The sequence below is a fragment of the Actinoplanes sichuanensis genome (assembly GCF_033097365.1).
GTDB lineage: Bacteria > Actinomycetota > Actinomycetes > Mycobacteriales > Micromonosporaceae > Actinoplanes > Actinoplanes sichuanensis.
In genome coordinates, this window is the sequence record NZ_AP028461.1 from 3883380 (window position 1) to 3902416 (window position 19037).

Consider the following 19037-nt stretch of genomic DNA (forward strand, 5'->3'; position numbering starts at 1 on the left):
GCTGTCCGGTCGCCGCGCCACCACTTTGAAAGGCTCTCGATGACGATCGCCAAGGCCGCCGTCACCACCGTCCGCAACCCGGTGCTGCCGGGCTTCCACCCGGATCCGTCGATCCTGCGGGTCGGTGCCGACTACTACATCGCCACCTCGACGTTCGAGTGGTACCCCGGCGTGCGGGTGCACCACTCGACCGATCTCGTCGACTGGCGGCCGCTCGGCGGGGTGCTGACCGAACGCCGACTGCTCGATCTGACCGGGACGGCCGACTCGTGTGGCGTGTGGGCGCCCAATCTGACGTACGCGCACGGGCTGTTCCACCTGCTCTACACCGATGTGGCCACGTTCGCCGGCGGCTACTGGGACCCGCAGAACTACCTGGTCACCGCCCCGAGCATGGCGGGACCGTGGTCGGATCCGGTGGTCCTGCACGGACGCGGGTTCGACGCGTCGCTGTTCCACGACGACGACGGCACGACCTGGATGCTGTCGATGCGCGCCGACTGGCGGCCGGGACACGACCGCTTCGCGGGAATCTCCATTCAGCGGTACGACCATCGCGTACGCCGGCTCGTCGGGCCCGAGCATGTGATCTTCGAGGGCACCGACGCCGGACTCACCGAGGCGCCGAACATCTACCGTAGAGACGGCTGGTACTACCTGGTCACCGCGGAGGGTGGCACCACACTCACCCACCAGGTCACGGTCGCCCGGTCGCGGCGGCTGCTCGGGCCGTACGACGTGGACCCGAACGGGCCGATGCTCACCTCCTCCGGACGACCCGACCTCGAACTGCAGAAGGCCGGGCACGGCAGTCTCGTGCAGACCCCGGGCGGCGAGTGGTATCTGGCCCATCTGGTGGCCCGCCCGTACGCGCCGTCCGGACGGTGTGTACTCGGCCGGGAGACCGCGCTGCAGCGGGTCGACTGGCCGTTCAACGGGTGGCCGCGCATCCGCGACGGTGTGCCGGCCCCGGAGTTCCCCGCACCGGCCGGCGTCACCGTGACCCCGCCGCCCGCCGCGGCCGAGGTCGATCACTTCGACGCTCCCCGGCTCGGCCCGGACTGGTCGACGCTGCGTCGCCCGGCCACACCGGACTGGGTGGACCTGACCAGCCGACCGTCGTACCTGCGGATCCGCGGCGGCCAGTCACCGATGGCCCGACACCGGCCCAGCCTGGTCGCCCGCCGGGTCACCGACCCCCGCTGCACGTTCGAGGCGACGGTCGAGTTCGTACCCCGCAACTTCCGGCAGCTGGCCGGCATCACCGCCTACTACAACTCGCGCAACTGGTACTACCTGCACGTGACCGCCGACGACGACGGCACCCCGGTGCTCGACGTGCTGTGCTGCGACAGTGGACGCGTCACCGCCGCGCCCGGCCTGCGGACCCCGCTGGACGTACGGCGGGTGGGCCTGCGCGCCCGGCTGGACGGGGCGGCGCTGACCTTCGCCTACGAGACCACCCCCGGCACCTGGCAGGACCTGGGCCGCACCTTCGACGCCACCACCCTCTCCGACGAGTACGCGGTGACCCTGGTACCGGGCGAGCCGGAGGCGTGGGGTTTCACCGGCGCGTTCGTCGGCCTGTGGGTCCAGGACCTGGGCGCCGAGGGCGGCTACGCCGACTTCGACAGCGCCACCTACACCACCGGCTGACGCACACGCAGCTTGTCGTTCAACCTTTCCTGCTGTGTGTCTTATGGCTCCTGACACGCTCGATTTCGGCAGGTGGAGGCGATCTCACCGATACATGACACGGTCACATCCACAGCACGCCATCGTCCTCGTGTTCGCGTACGCGAAACGCGATCATCCGGCGCAACAAATCGCCCGGCACAGGTTGACCGTATGGCAGTTTGACCGTGCCCTTACCGGTGGCAAAGCCGGCGAGCTCGGCATCGAACCCCTCGCGAGTGCTGGGCGTGAACGCGATGCTCGCGTGTCTGGCGTGACCACTGACCATGAAGAGGATCGTCCCGGAGGGGTGCACCCACGCCGGATGACCCCACTTGATCGCCTCGCTCGCCTCCGGAACCGCCTCGTGGGCCAGCGCCCGCAGCTGCTCAAGCAGCTCGCGGCCCGGTCCGGTGAAGCCGTCGATGTACTCGTCGACCGTCCGAGGTCTGGCCATGGCGCCAGTGTGGCACGCCCTGCTCGGCTCAGCGCCCGCAGTGAGCGAGGTGTACCGGGTTCACATGCTTTTTCAGCTCGCCGGTCGACGGTCATCCTGATCGCGCACCGGGCGGTGTAGGGCGCGCCGTGACGCTGGGCGGGGAGCGAATCGCGGCAGAAGAGGACGGCCGCCTGGCGGGAAGCACGGAAGATCCCACGCCGGGGTGGCCTGCCTCAACGATGGGCGACAAGCCGTCGATTCAGCTCCGCGAGCAACGCCGACGGTCCAGGCGTCATCAGGCCGACGTCGACGATGAACGCGGCGGCACCCGAGCGTCGACGTACCCATGGCACCCACGCCGGAACGGCGACGACGATAGCGGCGTTCAAGCTCGTAGGAGTCACCGGCAACTCGGTCCACGGGCCGGCGAAACGCAGCCCGACCGACCGAACCGCCGACCACGGCAAGAACACCGGTCGGCGGCGCGTGGCCGCGAACTCCAAGCCGGCGGCCGACGCGCGTATCCAGCCGAGATTACGACCGGCACCGAAGACGGAACCGGTCGCTCCGGCGATCGCCGCCAACAGCACCCAACTCACCGATTCAGTGAAGTCCCACTCCTCCAGCGACAGCCGATCGCGATCCCACGGAACAACAGAAACACGGGAATGAGGATCAGCGCCATCCGCAGCCACAGCCGCGACCGGCGCAGACGGAATGTCACCGCGTCGCCGGCCGGCGGTATCGACCGCTCCAGCCGAATGTTCCGCCGAGGCGATCGAGCTCAACATCGATGCTTCCGATCCGGCGGCTGATCACCGCGACCTGATCAGGACGGCAGTCGAGGTCGAGACCTCGATCGGTGTCCGGCTGCCTATCATCGCTGGATGACCGATATCTATTGGCCACGTCCGTCGCTTCCCGACCGCTTGGAACGCGACCCGGGGCGGGTCGCTTTCCTCATTCCAGGTGGTGGGTACTCTACCGAACGGCCGTTGCTGCATTTTGCTCGCGCGGTGTTCATGAGGCACGGCTGGACTACCCAAGCGGTCTGGTGGCCCCAACACCCGCCACAGCGCGAGGGCCAGGACCTTCGCGCCTGGTTCACTCAGCTGCGATCGTTCGTGAACGAACACGTGAGCCAAGCTCTCAGCGCTGAAGCCGCACCGAAGATCGCCTTGGTCGGTAAGTCGATGGGCGCGTTCGCCGCTTCGCTGGCAGCCGACCGCGGCCTGCCCGGCATTTGGTTGACCCCGGTGCTGCGAGATTCAGAGGTGCCCGACGACCTACGTCGCAGCGCGGCGCCGTTCCTGCTGGTAGGCGGCACTGCCGACCCTTCCTGGGACACCGGGGTGGCCCGCAGTTTCGGCCAGCCGTTCTACGAGGCGCATAACGCTGATCACGGCTTGGAGACCGCCGAGGACCCGGTGAACTCCGCAGACATTCTCCGGCGCGTAACGATTGCCATGGACGAATTCGTGAGCCACCTTTAGAGTCTGGCGAACCCGCCTGTAGGTAACGCATCATGATGCACTCCCTGACGGATTCCACCGGCTGGGCGGGCGCGGGCTCACAAGGGATGAATCCTGCTCCGACGACATGGACACATCATTACCGGCACTCGCGACCTCACCGGCGGTGCGCCCCGACCGCGACCAGCTCGGAGCACCTGGCGACGCCTTCTCCGCGGCAGATCCGCGTGTTCTCGGTGGGCTGTCAGGCGTCAGTCGTATACCTGCCGGTAAATCGTTTACGTTCTGCGGCGGATCATCACGAGGCCCGGGTGGCGTACCTGCGCGAGGATCACGGTCCGCGCCGGGACGTGTCACGCCGGGACCGGCCGTGTCAGGGTGGTGGCGGTGCCGTGTCAGGCCGGTCCCTGATGGTGGGCGCATGACGAAGAGCATGGTTGACGTTGACGACACCGCCCTGGCCGTGACCGACAGCGGCGGCGACGGCGTCCCGGTCGTGTACCTGAACGGGCAGTTCGCGACGCAGGGGTACTGGCGGCGGGTGGTGGCCGAGCTGGGCACGCACGACTGGCGGCACATCACCTTCGACGAACGCGCCCGCGGCAAGTCGCAGCGGTCGGCTGACTACTCGTTCGAGGCCGCCGTTCGGGACGTGGACGCGGTCCTTGATGCCCGGGGCGTGCGGCGGGCGCTGGTGGTGGGCTGGTCGTACGGGGCGTTCGTGGGGGCGCACTGGGCCGGCCGCAACCCGCAGCGGGCGATCGGCGCGGTGCTCGTTGACGGCGCATACCCTTACGACTGGCTGGACGAGGCGATGGAGCGGCGGATCCGCGCCCTGTTTCGCCGGATGGGCTGGTTCCTGCCGCTGCTGCGCCCGACCGGGCTGGCCCCGCGGATGAGCGCCGACCAGCAGGCGGACAGCAACATCGAACTCGGCGTGATCTCCCGTGAGCGCGAACTCGGACCGGTGCTGGAGGCGATCACCGTGCCGACGCGCTACGTGGTCGCCTCCGGCGCTTCGCTCGGCAGTAAGGGCGACGAGCAGGAACGGATCCGGACCAGCCTGGACCGGGTGACGGCCGGCAACGGCAACATCCGGGTCAGCGCGAAGGTCGACAGCAACCACGGCGCGATCCTGAAGAAGGACTTCGCCGCGGTCGCCGCCGCGGTGCGGGAGGTGGCACGTCTGGATGTGGCGGAAAAGGCGTAGAGCGACGGGCTGGCCGATCGCGGCATTGCATGATTCCTGGCCGAACTCTCACTGTCCGTGCCGGCTTACGACGCGTCAGTCGAAGTCGTGGCTCCTGCCGAATGGCGGGACCGTCACCGTGGAGGTGGTGAACGGGTCGGTGGAGATCTTCGGCGACTCTGCGGGGTTCGCGACCTTGCCCGGATGTGCCCTGCACTCTCTGACGGCCAGGCCCCGAACGGGCCCCAGATCCACCTCGACACGGGTACCACCCCGGTGGACCTCGAATCCCGCTTCACTGATGCTCGCGCGCGATCCGCGCCGTTCCGCCCAGCGAGCGCGATCAGCGGCATGTGAGGGCGTTGGATCGGTGTGTTTAGCAGGCACTACCTCGATCTCCACCGGCAACCCAGAGCCGGAACTGGTGGATGGCTTCACTGAGATTGAGCGGTCCGCAGGCAACTTCGAAGTGCTTGTCGACTATGCGGGCAACGAGCCAGTCGTGCTTGCTCCGGTGGACTTCGTGCTTCGGAAACGTAAGGTCATCCATCGCGGTTGCCTGCAGGTCGACTTTCAGGAGCCACCCAGGATTATCGAGCGTCTCGATCGACACGCCGTACTCGTGTTCCCACTCTCCATCGCACTGGGTGGCGTACCAACCCTGAAGCCAGGTGAGGGCGTCAGGCCCGTCGGAGTAGAACTGGAGATCTTGTCCGGTCACCCGGCCATAATGCCGGAGGTAGCTCCGCATGCGCTGATCGGCACGGCCGGATGCTGGCCCGCCTGACCGGCCTCTGCCAGCAGCGTCGCGCGATCAGGCCGGGTAGCGACGGCGCATTGCTGCGCCGCCGCCCCCCTCAGAACCGGACGTGCACGATTTCCATGCATCCGGCTCAAGCAAGCCCGCGAAGACCGATTGAGCCGACGCCATACGGTGCCAGCTCGGTGAGCGGCATCGTCCTCAGGTCCGTTCACCGTCCCGAGGGACGGTGTCTAACTTGTCCATCGGTACTGGCTTCATCGTCAACGTTTCCGCGCAGGCTCACCTGACCCGCGTCAGCCCGCTTTCGCGGCCGGGCACCCAGGCCCGGTATCCGGCCAGTTATCCGAGAACCCCTGGTAGAAGGGACCAGCGATGCGGCTCTCGGTTTCCTGTCGCCTTTCGGCCACCGGCGTTCGCTTCTCGGGTCATCCTGTTCCCGCCGAGGAGTTGGGCCTTCCTCACGGTCGGCTTACCACCCACCAACAGCAGGGTGGACCCCGTCGGGGTTTCCACGTTCCACACTCACGAGTTACGACCGGGGTGGGTGCCCTCTCTACTCCGGGGACCAGCGGTGCTCTCCTGACCGAATGCCGTGCCCGGCCAGCGCCTGCCACCACGAGGGCGGCCTGTCCCAACACCCCGCCTCAACATCCCATCGCGCGGAGCCACTATTCACGGAGCATCAACGAAGGTTCACGCAATTCACCCGTCCGGTCTGCCCCTCACCCGTGACCTCCACGATGGGACGGAGATCCTTCGGCTTTCCCCCGGGCTTCGCACCCCGCCGTTACCAGCGACGCACGCCAGGGAAGGGGCCAGGCAACGAGCACGCGCCCGGGACTACACCACCGACATCACGCCGGTCCTCCTAACTGCGAGTCCACTCGCAAAAGTGCGACCTCGTGTCGCAACGGCAGATTAGTGCACTGAAACAGTCAACGACCTGCTCGCCGGTCCCGTCACGGCACGCGATGTGCCGCGCACCTGCGTGATCCTCGCCATTGAAGGTATGCATCATGTACTTGCTCCGTGCAGAGCGGTCCAACGCATGCGATCGAGGTCATTAAGTCGGTTGGCCGTGAAAAAAGGATGCGATAGCTTATATGGCATGGCAAGCGCGGACCCGAAAAGTCCATATATCGGGCAATGGTGGACATCTGATGCGCCCGATCGAATCGCCTGGGGAACACTGACGGTCGGCGAGCGTGCAGAGCTCGAACTGCACGAAAAAATCGAAGGCCGATCCATGGGAGCCAATCATGATCTTGGCCAAGTTCCGATCATTCACGGGTTGAGTGAGGGGATGCGCCTCACCCTCGTGGACAATGTCGAAATCGGTTACTCCACGAGAGGGCGCGGTAATATCACTCAGGGTCGCCGACTGCTCCTCGCGGGAACCATCTTCGTTGGAGACGCACACCTGCAAGCCCCGGACGAATTCACGTTTGATCGGGTCTCCTTTCGCCTGACAAACCTAGACCAATGGGCGAACCGTCACATCTATCGCATCAGTCATGCGCCACAAGAAACACTGAATGTTCTTGATGTCCCCTCTCTCCAGGCTGACCTGCCGGGCGGTAGGGCCTATCTATTCAAAGGCAGCCGATACTCCTACAGCCCGGTCACGGAGGTGACTTTCTCTAGTCAGGAGTTCGTCGGGCTGGACCTATCAGAGCGTCGATCGCTGGACGATATCGAATACAGCTACATCCGGCCGTTCGAGCAGATGCTGACCCTGGCAACGGGCGCTCAATGTGAAGCCCTGGACGTGCGCGTCGGCACCCACGACGGTGCCATCGATATGCTAGAGACATGGCCTGCTCGCGCTTATGAGGTCAAACGCCGCTGGGCCGAAAGCTCTGAAGGTAAACCAATGATTTACCAGCACATGAGATTCGGCCTGAAGTCAGCTGGTTCAGTTTCGGGTGTTGAGTTTACTGAAATTGTGCCCCGCTGGTTTGCCCTCCAGGAAAAGCTTTCAGCGGTGTGCGACCTTATTTTCTCCTTGCACAAAAGTGAGGCAGGGTACCTTCAGCAGCAGATGTTTACCATCGCATCTGCGATCGAGGGCCTACACCGTCGCCTTTATCCAAATCTGGACAAAAAGACGCCCCAAGCCCGTACAAGGAACCGAGAAATACTCGACGCTGTAGCAGCAGGGTGCTCGGATCATCGAGACTGGTTAGCAAGCATTCTGTCTACGGCGCATCGTCCGTCTTATGCATCTAGGGTCCGCCAACTTTTGGACCGCACCGACCACAGGATGCGAGAGATCGTCGGCGACGAGGACGAGTGGAGCCGACAGCTTCGGAAGCATCGAGACGGAATTGGCCACGTATTATCGTCCTCCGCCGAGGATGACGAGTCGATGAACGAGATGGTTGCCATAATGCTTTCCGCGCGGTTTCTTGCCGAGCTGGTGCTGCTTCGAGAGGTGGGCTTTAGTGACGCCGAATGTCGGCAGGCCTTCGACAATAGATGGGAGGCCATTAATGTTCGCTCCCACATGCTCAAAAGCTTCCCGCAATGGTTCTCGCAGCATCTCGATCAACCTGAGGGCGATCTCGATAATTGACTCGATAATTGACCAGAGCGGTGAGTTTTGAAAATATAGTTCTCAGGCCAAAGCCTTGGCTGGCGAATCGGTGCACTCATCTCGGCACGAGAAGACGCGGTCTGGAACAGTCACCGTGGTGCTGTATGGGATTTAGAGGCCCGCAATGCCTCAATCATCTGTGCTCGGAGGGCGTGGTCGCCGAGTCCCGGGATCTCGGAAGTGAGAGGTTTGGCCGCGGCGAGGGCGGCCAGTCGCGGGTCGGGGTTCAATACGCCGCGTAGGGCGCCGATGAACCAGCCGAGACCGTACGCGTGGTGGCGGTCTCCGGGACTTAGTTTGGAGGCTTTCCGGGACGTGGTCAGCCAGGCGCGGACCTGCCGTCCGAGTGGAGAGTCGACGGCGATCGAGTAGCCGACACCCGCGGCTGCGGCACTCAGTGCGTCGTCCAAGCCGAGCGTTCGGTCCAAGCCGAGTGCCTTCGCCTGGCGGCGCACCTCGGCGACAGCGACGCGGCGTTGTGTCGCCGGCCCGGCTGCCTGCACGGCGGCGACCAGGGGTGCCGCGTGCCCTTCGAGTGTCTGGTCGGCGATGAGTAGATCGCCGGGGTTGTACGCGACGGCGAACCACGGCTCCAGTTCGGCGCACATCCGAGGTTCGTCCATCACCCCTCGCGGTACGACCACGCCGGTGATCCGCTGGGCGAGCAGCAACGCCATAGCCGTGCTGTGCTGGCTGTTCTCGCCGCCGTCCTCGTCAGGCGGACGGAAGCCGACCTCCCGCATCGCGGGCCACAAGCGTTGCGAATCGACGCCATGCATCAGCGTCGGGGCCGGATAGCTCGGCTCGAAACCGGTGATCAGAGCGCCGTCAACGGCGTACGCGAATGCCGCCGAGGCGTAGTCGTGTCGCAACACTACGATCGCCTCAGTGCCCACCGAAGCCGCGCTGAGCAGCAGATGATCTGCGCCGCAGAAGCCCACGGGCTCGATGACCACCGACCAGGATCCGAGCCCGATCGCCACGGCGACCTGAGGGAAGTCGACCTCGAACTCCTCCAAGAAGTCGCCAGGATCCTTCTCACCGATGGTGTCCGGATACGCACCGAGGCGACGCAGTGCCTCCACCTCGTCCACCCCTCGGACAAACGTGAGACAAGCAATCTCTCCGAGGTCGTCCCAAAGCAGCTCGGCTCCCGCAAGATCGCCCATCCGCTTAACGGTAGTACCAGCGACTTCACCCCGGAGGCTCGTCAGCGGCAACTCCGCCACGGCACCATCAACCAGATGTCGGCCAGCGGTGGGCACAGTCTGCGCTACCTCGGAGCTGCGCCCGACTGCATGAGAGCAGCCAGGAGCACTTGTAGAACATGCCGACCGTCCTCGTCGGCCTACGCCTTGCGGCAAATGAGGACGCGCTACTCATACCCGGACAGAAATCGGCGTTTTCTAACGAGGGAACATGGAAGGCGGTGCGGATCGTCCTTCCGGCGCACTTCCGAGCCGGCGCACAAGTAGCTCCTCAACTGCCCGGCTGACGGCTTGCGGCGTCCGGATCGGTGCTCTGCTCGAGGGCCGTCCACCACTCCTCCAGCTCATCGACCCGGCTCTGGAGTGCGGCGTTCGCCGCCCGGGCCGTCGCCAGTTCCTCGGTCAGCGCACCGATCGGCCCGGAGGCGGTCAGGGCGTCGAGCCAGCCCGCGACCAGCCGATCCTCAGCGGCGACCCGGCGGAGCGCGGAGGCGACCACCTCCGGTGACAACTGAGCCACGAACTCTCTCGGGAGCGTGAGCAGGCGAGCGACCTCGCCGAGGCTCCGCGCGACGCTCATCTGGCGCCGAAGGCGCTCGGCGGACGGCAACGCCGGTTCAGCCGGTGTCGCAGCCGCGATCGGCTTGGCGAGAGAAGGAGCGGTCTTCGACACGGGCTGGGGCGTAGGTGCCGGCTCCGGGTCAGGCTCGGCCTCTGACGGGAGTTCGGGAAGGTCGTCGCCCACCCAGGTGTAGGCCAGGGTGTCGCCCTTCTGCCGTCGGACGACATTCGGCCACTTGGGCAGAACCGCCAGCGCGCGGGGCCCGTGCCGGGCCCAGGTCTCGTTCCGGAGACCGAGCTCGGCCAGATGCTCCCGGATCTCTCGCACCTTCAGCGGGACCGACGACTCGGCCAACAGGTGGAGAACCACCGCGAGGGGCTCTCGGGCGAAGACGGCGTGGAACAGCCGGGAATCGGACAGAGCCAGGAAACGCAGCGAACCCCTCGTCGCGACGTGAACGCCGGCGACCCGTGGGACAAGCTCTTCCTCCCCGGTGTCATCCCACTTGACCTGATAGTTTGTCCCGTCATCCGCGAGGATCGATCCGGCTCGGGTACGGCGTACGCCGTACGAATCGGACACCCGGACAAGACCCTGATCTGCACTCACGAATGCGACTGTAATGGTTATCGTCGCGGCCGGGCCGCCGGCCGGAGTCAGCCCATCCTGGCCAGGCCCATCGGCCGTGTGCGCCCAGCACCGGCCTGGCGGAACGGCTCTGTCGCATCCGCCGATCGGATGGCCAGGCAGTGTTGACCGGTGAAGTCCGTTGCTCCGTCCCGTTCCCGGTCTCAGCCTCGATCCGCGTTCGCCGGGTTCCGATTCCCGGCCGAGGTGATCGTAGTGGCAGTGCACTGGTACCTACGCTATGGCCTGTCCTACCGCGCACGCCGGATTAGCCGGGCCAGGCGTCACTCGGCGTGACGACCCCTCGCCAGCCGCCGCGCGCTGTCGGCGGCAGATGAGTGCACATGATCTTGGATTAGCGGATCTTGGCTAATCGGAGGCGCGGTGGGTGTTCGTGGCGGCCGGCGAGTCGCCAGTGAGGTTGTCGAGTTGCCCCGCGGTCTTCCTTCGCGTATCCGAGAATTGATCCATGGTGGCGAGGGTGGAGCAGTCCTGGACACGCATTGTGCGGTGGCTGTCGGTGAACGTGTCCTGGGCGATGCCGGCTATCGCTCCGCCAGCGAGTCCGCAGGCCATCGCGGACGCCGAACGTGAAATCGGGGTAAGTCTTCCCGAGGACCTGATGCACTGGTGGTTACTGGCGGACGGCATGACGGACATGGTTTTGTGCCTTCCGCCGGAGTGTCAGCCCCTTTCGATTGCCGACAGCCTGGAGGACCGGCGCATGCATCTTGACGGTTGGCGCACCATGGGAGAGCCCACCAGCTCCGATGGCTTGGCCGGTGAGATGTCATTGCCTTTCCTCGACCGGTTTCTGCCCATCGGCACCGACGGCTGTGGTGGTTACCTCTATGTCGACCTGCGGCAGGGCGAACTGCGGGGCAGTATCGGCTGGTGCAACGGGGAGGAAAATCATGACGGAACGGATTGGGGCAGCACCGCACATCTGCTGGCGGCGACAGCCGAGGCGATGGACGCGGGAGTGCCATGTAAGGGGCCGTACGGCGGTGCGTTGCCCGAGCCGGATCCCAAGTCCTTCGTGATTTGGCGCTCTGTCAAGGAAGTCGACTGATCAGCCAATACCGTGGCGTTTGTGAACGTTGATCGCCCCCGGCCGCAGCGTATGGGTCTCGACCAGTTCAGGTCCGCGGGGCTGCTGTTGTTGTTGGCGTACGCGGATCGCGGCAGTTGAGGGCGTCATCTGAGGTCCCGCGTGAATAGGCAGAGTTCCCGAAGTGCCGCTTCTGCCTCATCCCAGGCAGCGCACAATCACCGCGATCTCGGTGGTGTCGTTCGGACCGGACACGTTGACCGAGACAACCTCGAGCTCGACGCGACGCCGGTCAGTCCGAACTGACTCTGTTCCGGTGACCTCAAGGCAAGTGGGACGTCCAGGTGGGTCCTCACCGGTTCGATAGAGGCGCCCTATCGCCGCCACCTCGTACTCGCCGCTGTCAGCACTATCCTCGCCTTCGAGGAGGATCCGCCCGATATCGGCATTCGACCAAATCACGGTCCCGCTGATCAGCCTCGTCGCGACCGTTTGGCTCGGCCAGATCCGCGCTGTCACGAAGCCGGCGGCGAAGACCAGAGCCAGGATGCCGACCAGTCGTATCTGCCCGACATAGCGCCTCAGGATCGAAACGCCCGGACCGGGAACTCTCACCACGCCAAGCTATCCCAGCGTCAGCATGAAGTTCGGCCGTCTGGGGAGGCGGCCGAACGGCGGCAGACGAGGACGTTCGGCGGCCCGCTTACCGGTCCGCGCCAGGTAGGGAATCTACGCTGTTCAAGCGCCGGGCGGTGAGCCCATTTCGTGAGGTTCTCCCCAAGCGATGCTCGCCGCCCGGCGCCCGATCCACCGCCGCCCGGAAAGACGCCCGATCTGCGGCATGAGAGTCGAACGGAACTTGGTATTCCAGGGCGGGTCCCGCCGCGGAACCTGCGGATTCTCGACTGTCCTATTCTTCGCGCGAGGGGTGCCGAGCTACTGGCCCTCACACGATTCGGCGGCGAGTTGAAAGCGCTCGGGCGATCTACGACCAGCTGGTTCCTGGATCGGCGGCGACCGGCGACAACCTTCCTAACGTCAGCAACCGCGATCTTGCCGCCGTGACCGACGGACCGTTTGACGGTGACCGCCAAGGCACGCCAAGACTAACGAGGCCACCATAGGAGATCTTTATGATTGATATGCAAGTGCGTAGGGAGAATCGCGAAGTAGTGACTCGCGGGTCGCAGGGGATAAAATGGTCTCAAGCGTTGGCTGAGTTAGATCCAGAAAGGTTTCCGTGTTTGAGTAGCCTTCTGCCGTACGCCGACGCCATATTCAATTCGCGGCAAGCTGAGAGACTGCGACGGGAACTCTCCGACCAGCACATTATCGGCATCATCGGAGAGGGCGCCGCGGCGGAAGCCGAAAGGCTGTGCAGGGAAGTCGAGAATGGCTCTCACCTGTACCTTTGGTTTGCGGGAGACTAGCGCCGAGGAGCGCCCTCTCATCGGCACGACAGGGCTCCTGTCAAGCCGGCGGATCGTCTCGATAGAGATCTTCCCTCACGCCTCGGCCGCCCCAGCGGGTCGCGGTGAGTTCAGGTCGCGGACGCGTCGGTTTCGGTAGCCAGGCGTGCCGTCTGGTGTCGGACGGAGCGTTGTCCCAGTCAGCGATCAGCGCGAACGGGTCGGCTGTGTCATCGACGCCATCGACGTTGGCTTCCCGGACGACTACGGAAGGGTAGAAGCGCGTCTCCTGAGCCACCCGGCAGTCGTCCGTCCGAGAAGCCACCAGAACGCCGCAACTTTCGCAGGCCACAGACAGGTTCCCGCCGGCGAGGGACCAGCAACCGATGAAAACGAGGTCGTGGACGATTCGAGTACCACGTACATCGCCGGGCGATAGCACGACGGTGTCGACTACTTGATCGCACCCATACGCCGTCTCGTCGATCGCATAGGTACCGGGGTCGAGAAGTGGCGGATTGACATGGTGGCAGTCGAGAAGCGACGAGGGCGGTTGCGGTGGCAGTTCCACCAACCGGACCGGGACGCTCAGCGCGTTCCCGCACTCAGCACACCGGAAGGTCTCCACCACGGCAGTGTGACATTCAGGCCCACCGACAGCATCTGAATATGCAGGGCGGGCTTCGAGTATCACGCCATCTCAGGGGTTGTCGATCTACTCAATGCCCTCTCGTCGGCATGAGAGCATGTGCGTCCGGTAAGCGCTGCCTATGAGACCACGGTCAGGTCAGCCGACCACCAATGAGGCTGGTTCTGTTTCCACTCGGCGACGTATCGCTGCTCGGTGATCTCCTCAACATTGGCCAGCAGCCATGCCTGAGCCTCATCTGGAGCGATCTTCGCCGAGGTGTCAGGGATTCCGCCGTCGATGATCCCCGCGTCGTTGTAAATGGCGAAACGCCACTGCCCCTCTGGGTTGTAGAGCACCAGTGCGCGAGCGGTTGCCTTCCAGACAGGCCTTTTGGGCTTCGGCATGTGTTCATGATGTCAGAGGTTCAGTACGGCCCGTCTATGTCGTGAGGGCACGGTCGGCTACGAGCACGACGCGCCGAGCGTTCCGACTGCTGGCCTGCGAGCTGCGCACGATCGGCGGCATGACAGTGTGTTGCAGGCCGACCGCACTTCGCGCGGCTGTTTGGCCTCCATGCCATCGCGCGATGTGACCGCATAGCCGGGACGCCAGTCTGACTTGAGCCGCGAGTACGAGATCATGAGTGGCGGGTCGGTGCCGCCGTTGTGTTTCGGCTGGAGTCCGGGATTCCCGGCACATGTGTTTCGGTTGACGAAGGGCGGGCTCATGGCCGACGAGGCGCTCAGACAGATGTTCCCGGGTCTGGACCTGGACACCTTCTGGGAGGACAGCGCGTGTGCCGACGAGACCTATAGCGGCGGGCATCCCACTGATGAACTGGTCTCGTCGGTCGAGGCAGAACTCGGGTTCCGGTTGCCCTCGTCGTATGTGGCTTTGATGCGGATGCGTAACGGTGGAATACCGCGAAACACGTGTTGCCCGGCGCCGAGCAGAACGACCTGGGCTGAGGACCATGTCGCACTCAACGCGATCATGGGGATCGGCCGGGAGAAGGAAGGATCTCTGGCCGGATCGATGGGCAGTCGGCTCTTTGTCGAGGAGTGGGGCTATCCAGAGATCGGCGTGTACTTCGCCGACTGTCCTTCGGCCGGCCACGACATGATCGCGTTCGACTACCGTGACTGCGGCCCCGAGGGCGAACCGCGCGTGGTCCATGTGGATCAGGAGGTCGGCTACCGGATCACCATACTGGCGCCTGATTTCGTCAGCTTCGTCCAGTCGCTGCGGCCGGAGAACGATGACGACTATGACTGAGCCACCGGCCGGGGCCAGGGATGTCACCCACATTGGCTGGCGTGTTCCGCGGCCTGCCTGCGGACTGCGGCAGTAGAGGACGTTCTTCGTCACTGACCACCTGCTACTCCTCGACGGGTGGCCTGCCCATGTCACCGAGATCATCCAGCAACCGCTCGCGGGCTGCATGGAGGCGGCCGGAATAGTCCGGCATGAAGATCTCGACGAGCGATCTGTCCAGCGTGCCGACGATGGTGTGCAGCGGAGACCAGACCGCGCGCTCGTCGTTGACGAGGTTGTCGAAAGCCGGGGTGCCGATCATCCGGTCGAGCCAGTCGGAGAGTACGAGAGCCTGATCTCTGGTGAGGTTGATCGTGAGGTCATCATCCGGCACCGACGCAGCCTACCGGCTGCCGACCTGGGTCGACGCGCACGCGCGGGAGCGCGATCAGCGGCAGAGATGAGGATGTCGAACCGGGCAGTCGGTACCCCGGGTCTCGTCAGGCCAGATGGCCTACGAGGCCGGGGCGAAGGCTCGATTCGATCACGCTGAGGGCGTTCGGGTCGATGCTCCAGGCGGCCGCGACCCGCATGACGTCGTCCTGGTCAGCCCACTGGCCGCCCGGTTCCGTCGCGGAGAAGCCGAGCTCGATCTCCACCGGAGTGGGCGTGCCCGTCTCCTCACAGGATTCGCTGGTCTCGCTGCAGTAGACGTGGCGGACGAGTCGCCCGTCGACGGCGAGCGCCCACTCGGCGTAGTCCGAGACCCGGTGATTGCCGAAGTACTGCACCTCGGTGCGAAGCTGGGCGCTGAGGGACGCCACGGACGAGCCGTCGAACCCGCACACAGCGTTGACCACGAAGATCCATCCGCCGGTCGGCGGCGAGACGAAGACCTGATCGCCGCGGGCGGCTTCCACGCCCTCGTCCCAGCCGGTCTCCCTTCCTCCGGTGAGACCGATCGCGGCGGCGACCTGCTCGACGGTGCTGCCCCGTACCGCCAGCCACGTCATCTTGATACCGAAACCAACCCCGGCAGGAGTGCCGGGAGGCAGGTGCTCGACCGGAAGATCCGCGATCATCCGTACGGCTGCGGCGCACACCGCGTCGTAATCGTCGGCCGGACCCAGCCAGGTCCGCTCCACGACGGTCTGCTTGAGTGCACTGCCCACGCCGGTGAGCCGGACCGAGCCGGTGGACAGCTCCTCGAGGTGCACGGTGGCACATCCGTTGAGCAGCCGCCGGTCGACACCGGCGGCGGGCAGCGCCTCCGCGTACGCCGGGCTTTCTCCCCACTCCCGGTCCGACTCGGGGAGAGCGGCACGGACGGCTGCGAGAAGTGATGCGGTATCCGGCTCGGCGATGCATACCGGGCCGACGAAGGAACCTCTCACGATAGGCATGACGATCAGCCGGCCGATGGCCGACGTCGCGACTATCACCTGACGGATCGCAGGCCATTGTGGTTCGGCCTCGTCGAGTACGCGGCGCACCATCGCGCCGAGCCGGTGCGAGACGTCGGCGGCCGGCACCGCCGGCGTGGTCGCCTCAGGGCCGAACGGGTCGACGACGGCGTGCCACGTGCCGTCGTCGAGGTAGACCCGTGCGGATTTCTCGGGCGAGAATCGCCGAACCGGGACACCGACGATGTCCTCACAGAAGGTCCGCCACGAGGCCCCGTCGTCCTTGTACGCGTCGGAGTCCAGCGCGTAGAGCCGCAGAATCACGTCGCCGAGCCGTGCACCCGAGGCGTCGCCTACGACGGCTACGCCGGTGGTGAATCGACCACGCGTCACGAAGGTGCGCCCCTGAAAGACGACGACCTGGCCCCACAACATGCTCGTGAACTCCGTCCGCTGGTGCCGGCACCCTATCGCCGCCCCGCGAGATGGCCCACGACCGGGACCGGGCCGATCGTCGAGGGCGTACTCGGTTGCCTGCTCCTTCTGACCGGCCGCACCGCACCGGTTGAACGGCGAGCTCAAGCGACGCAGAACTCGTTGCCCTCGGGATCGAGCATCACGATGTGGCTGAACTGCCCGCCGTAGGACTCCTCGCGGACGATCGTCGCGCCCTCGGACACGAGGCTGGTCGCCTTCGCGCGGATCAGGCGCTCACGGTCGGCCGGTTCGGCGGGCAACCGGATGTCGATGTGCATCCGGTTCTTGGCGATCTTGGCTTCCGGCACCCGGAGGAAGCCGATCGCCGGCCCTCCGCCATCGGGGTCGACGATCGAGGCGCCGTCCGGTTCGTCGTAGCCGGGCTCGGCCACATAGCCGAGGGCCCGCGCCCAGAACGCCGCCAGCCGGTGCGGGTCGACGGCGTCGCAGCCCAGCGTCCACCGGATCGTCATGGTGGACACGCTACGCCCGGCATCGCACCGGCGAGCGACGGATCTCACTACGCTGTCCGGATGCGGCGCTCGAAGACCCTTCCGGCCATGATGTTCCTGCTGTCCGTTTCCGCCTGCACCACGGCATCGCCCGCGCCGACGGCCCCGGTGCCGGTCTCCGTCCCGGCCTCGGCCGTCGTCTCCTCACCCGCGTCCGGCCCGGTCTCGGCCGACGCGGCCAAGGCCTGTGAGCTCGCGGCGCAGGCTCCTCGGCCCGGTGAGGCCATCGAGATCGACGAGCAGCAGATCAAGACCATCATCGGGTACGCGGCGACGTCCGCCGTGGAGGGCGTCGAGCGGGCCGGCGCGAAGGTGGATACCGGGTACTCGGCCTGGCTGAAGGCGGGCCTCGGCGACAAGGCGGCGACCGCCTCCGACAGGCTGCTGGAAGCCGTCGCCGGGCTGAAGGACGCCTGCGTCGAGGCCGGCCTCACACCGTAATTCGGGCGACACCGGACGTCGATGCCCGGAGACTGGCCGCGTGAGTCTCGCCACCGCCCTTCGCCACGTCCGCCCGCCGTCACCCCTGGCCGGGCGTCTGTCCGTCCAGTCTTTACTGTTCGCCCTGGGTGAGGGCGCTTTCATGACCGGTTCGGCGGTGTTCTTCACCCAGATCGTCGGACTGTCCGCGGCCCAGGTCGGTCTGGGTCTGACCGTCGCCGGGGTCGCGGCGTTCCTGGCGGCGCTGCCGATGGGCCAGCTGGTGGACCGGTTCGGGCCGAAACGGATGTGGGCGGTCAGCGCGGCCGGGCAGGCGGCGATGTTCGCGCTGTGGCCGTTCATCACCGACTTCCGCGGTTATCTGCTGATGGCCGTCGGGATGGAGGTGATCGGCGCGCTCGGCAACGCGGCGCACGGCGCGTACACGATCGACGTCCTGCCGCCCGAGGAGAGGGTTAAGTCCCGCGCCTACATGTACTCCGCACTCAACCTCGGTTTCACGCTCGGTTCGCTGATCGGCGGCATCGCGCTGGCGTTCCACTCCAACGACGTGCTGCATGCGCTGCCCTGGTTCACCGCTGTGGTCTTCCTGGTCAACGCGGCCGCGGTCAGCTGGCTACCGCGGGCGCCGCACGACAACCGCACGCCCGCGCAGCGGAAGGTGAGGATTCCCGGGCCGGGTCCGCTGCGCAATCCGGGCTGGTTGCTGACGAGTTTCTTCACCGGCGTGTTCTGGACCAACCAGGTGCTGCTGAACGTGGTGATCCCGCTGTGGCTGGTCGAGCAGACCGACGCGCCGCGGGTGTTGCTGGCGTTCCTGTTCGGCACGAACACGGTGATGTGCGTGTTCCTGCCGATGGCGGCGGCCCGGGGTGTCACCGGGCTCTCGACGGCGTTGCGGGCGGTCCGGGTGTCGTCGACGTTCTTCGTGATCTCCTGCCTGATCACGCTGGCCACCCATGACACGGTCGGTTGGGTGACGATCGCGCTGGTCTGGTTGGGTCACGTGACGGTGACCGGCGCCGAGTTGTACCTGTCGGCGGCGAACTGGACGTTCGAGGCGGAGCTGATGGACCCGCGGCAGCGCGGCGCCTACCAGGGTGCGGCCGAGATGAGTGCCACGCTGGGCAAGGTGTGGGCGCCGGCGGTGTTCACGTTCCTGGCGATGAACTGGGGCGCCACCGGCTGGCTGATCATCGCCGGGGTGATCGTGGTCGCCACGTTCGGGATCCACCAGTCGACCCGGATGGCCCGGCGCTTCCTGGTGCGGCACGTGCCCGCCGACGACCTGGCCGATGCCCGGGCCGCCAGCATGGCCGGGTAGCCGTC

19 protein-coding genes are annotated in these 19037 nt (G+C 65.8%); 8 read left to right on the top strand and 11 right to left on the bottom strand.

All coding sequences use genetic code 11. The features are described 5' to 3' along the window. Positions 1–39: 39 nt before the first annotated feature. Positions 40–1656: a glycoside hydrolase family 43 protein gene (locus Q0Z83_RS17780; protein WP_317795062.1), complete on the top strand. Its 1617-nt coding sequence runs from the start codon at positions 40–42 to the stop codon at positions 1654–1656. Positions 1657–1759: 103 nt separating this feature from the next. Here Q0Z83_RS17780 and Q0Z83_RS17785 read toward each other — a convergent pair whose 3' ends face one another. Together Q0Z83_RS17785 and Q0Z83_RS17790 are read right to left on the bottom strand one after the other, a co-directional pair. Continuing rightward, positions 1760–2131: an iron chaperone gene (locus Q0Z83_RS17785; RefSeq protein ID WP_317795063.1), complete on the bottom strand. Its 372-nt coding sequence runs from the start codon at positions 2129–2131 to the stop codon at positions 1760–1762. A 215-nt stretch (positions 2132–2346) separates the two neighbouring features. After that, a complete protein-coding gene (locus tag Q0Z83_RS17790; protein ID WP_317795064.1) occupies positions 2347–2904 on the bottom strand; it encodes a hypothetical protein in 558 nt (185 codons plus the stop codon). A gap of 96 nt (positions 2905–3000) precedes the next feature. Here Q0Z83_RS17790 and Q0Z83_RS17795 point away from each other — a divergent pair, with 96 nt between their 5' ends. Beyond that, positions 3001–3606: an alpha/beta fold hydrolase gene (locus Q0Z83_RS17795; protein ID WP_317795065.1), complete on the top strand. Its 606-nt coding sequence runs from the start codon at positions 3001–3003 to the stop codon at positions 3604–3606. A 400-nt stretch (positions 3607–4006) separates the two neighbouring features. Then, positions 4007–4795: an alpha/beta fold hydrolase gene (locus tag Q0Z83_RS17800; protein WP_317795066.1), complete on the top strand. Its 789-nt coding sequence runs from the start codon at positions 4007–4009 to the stop codon at positions 4793–4795. Positions 4796–5150: 355 nt separating this feature from the next. Here the strand turns inward: Q0Z83_RS17800 and Q0Z83_RS17805 are convergent, their stop codons facing one another. Next, positions 5151–5495, bottom strand: a complete 345-nt coding sequence (locus tag Q0Z83_RS17805; RefSeq protein WP_317795067.1) for an immunity 53 family protein — start codon at positions 5493–5495, stop codon at positions 5151–5153. A 1150-nt stretch (positions 5496–6645) separates the two neighbouring features. Between Q0Z83_RS17805 and Q0Z83_RS17810 the strand changes: the two genes are divergently transcribed. Then, entirely contained in the window at positions 6646–8112 is a 1467-nt protein-coding gene (locus Q0Z83_RS17810) for an ApeA N-terminal domain 1-containing protein (RefSeq protein ID WP_317795068.1), read from the top strand. Between the two features lie 110 nt (positions 8113–8222). On the opposite strand, the gene Q0Z83_RS17815 is transcribed toward Q0Z83_RS17810, so the two are convergent. Next, a complete protein-coding gene (locus tag Q0Z83_RS17815; protein ID WP_317795069.1) occupies positions 8223–9302 on the bottom strand; it encodes a DUF6461 domain-containing protein in 1080 nt (359 codons plus the stop codon). Positions 9303–9612: 310 nt separating this feature from the next. After that, positions 9613–10512, bottom strand: a complete 900-nt coding sequence (locus Q0Z83_RS17820) for a hypothetical protein (RefSeq protein WP_317795070.1) — start codon at positions 10510–10512, stop codon at positions 9613–9615. Between the two features lie 499 nt (positions 10513–11011). On the opposite strand from Q0Z83_RS17820, the gene Q0Z83_RS17830 reads away from it, so the two are divergent. After that, complete coding sequence (locus Q0Z83_RS17830) at positions 11012–11602, top strand: SMI1/KNR4 family protein (protein WP_317795071.1); 591 nt, start codon at positions 11012–11014, stop codon at positions 11600–11602. Between the two features lie 177 nt (positions 11603–11779). Here the strand turns inward: Q0Z83_RS17830 and Q0Z83_RS17835 are convergent, their stop codons facing one another. From Q0Z83_RS17835 to Q0Z83_RS17845, 3 genes are all read right to left on the bottom strand, one after another. Further along, positions 11780–12196 (bottom strand): hypothetical protein, encoded by a 417-nt coding sequence (locus tag Q0Z83_RS17835; RefSeq protein ID WP_317795072.1) that lies wholly within the window; start codon positions 12194–12196, stop codon positions 11780–11782. A gap of 855 nt (positions 12197–13051) precedes the next feature. Next, complete coding sequence (locus Q0Z83_RS17840; protein WP_317795073.1) at positions 13052–13618, bottom strand: hypothetical protein; 567 nt, start codon at positions 13616–13618, stop codon at positions 13052–13054. Between the two features lie 140 nt (positions 13619–13758). Then, positions 13759–14025: a hypothetical protein gene (locus tag Q0Z83_RS17845; RefSeq protein ID WP_317795074.1), complete on the bottom strand. Its 267-nt coding sequence runs from the start codon at positions 14023–14025 to the stop codon at positions 13759–13761. Between the two features lie 322 nt (positions 14026–14347). Here Q0Z83_RS17845 and Q0Z83_RS17850 point away from each other — a divergent pair, with 322 nt between their 5' ends. Next, positions 14348–14896, top strand: coding sequence for an SMI1/KNR4 family protein (locus tag Q0Z83_RS17850; protein WP_317795075.1), 549 nt, complete (start codon positions 14348–14350; stop codon positions 14894–14896). 103 nt (positions 14897–14999) lie between these two features. Here Q0Z83_RS17850 and Q0Z83_RS17855 read toward each other — a convergent pair whose 3' ends face one another. From Q0Z83_RS17855 to Q0Z83_RS17865, 3 genes are all read right to left on the bottom strand, one after another. After that, positions 15000–15269, bottom strand: coding sequence for a hypothetical protein (locus Q0Z83_RS17855; RefSeq protein WP_317795076.1), 270 nt, complete (start codon positions 15267–15269; stop codon positions 15000–15002). Positions 15270–15375: 106 nt separating this feature from the next. After that, positions 15376–16713: a hypothetical protein gene (locus Q0Z83_RS17860; protein ID WP_317795077.1), complete on the bottom strand. Its 1338-nt coding sequence runs from the start codon at positions 16711–16713 to the stop codon at positions 15376–15378. Between the two features lie 143 nt (positions 16714–16856). Further along, positions 16857–17228: a VOC family protein gene (locus tag Q0Z83_RS17865; protein ID WP_317795078.1), complete on the bottom strand. Its 372-nt coding sequence runs from the start codon at positions 17226–17228 to the stop codon at positions 16857–16859. Between the two features lie 60 nt (positions 17229–17288). On the opposite strand from Q0Z83_RS17865, the gene Q0Z83_RS17870 reads away from it, so the two are divergent. Further along, positions 17289–17708 (top strand): hypothetical protein, encoded by a 420-nt coding sequence (locus Q0Z83_RS17870; protein WP_317795079.1) that lies wholly within the window; start codon positions 17289–17291, stop codon positions 17706–17708. Between the two features lie 40 nt (positions 17709–17748). Beyond that, on the top strand, positions 17749–19032 hold the full coding sequence (locus tag Q0Z83_RS17875) for an MFS transporter (protein ID WP_317795080.1): 1284 nt from the start codon (positions 17749–17751) through the stop codon (positions 19030–19032). Positions 19033–19037 lie beyond the last annotated feature (5 nt).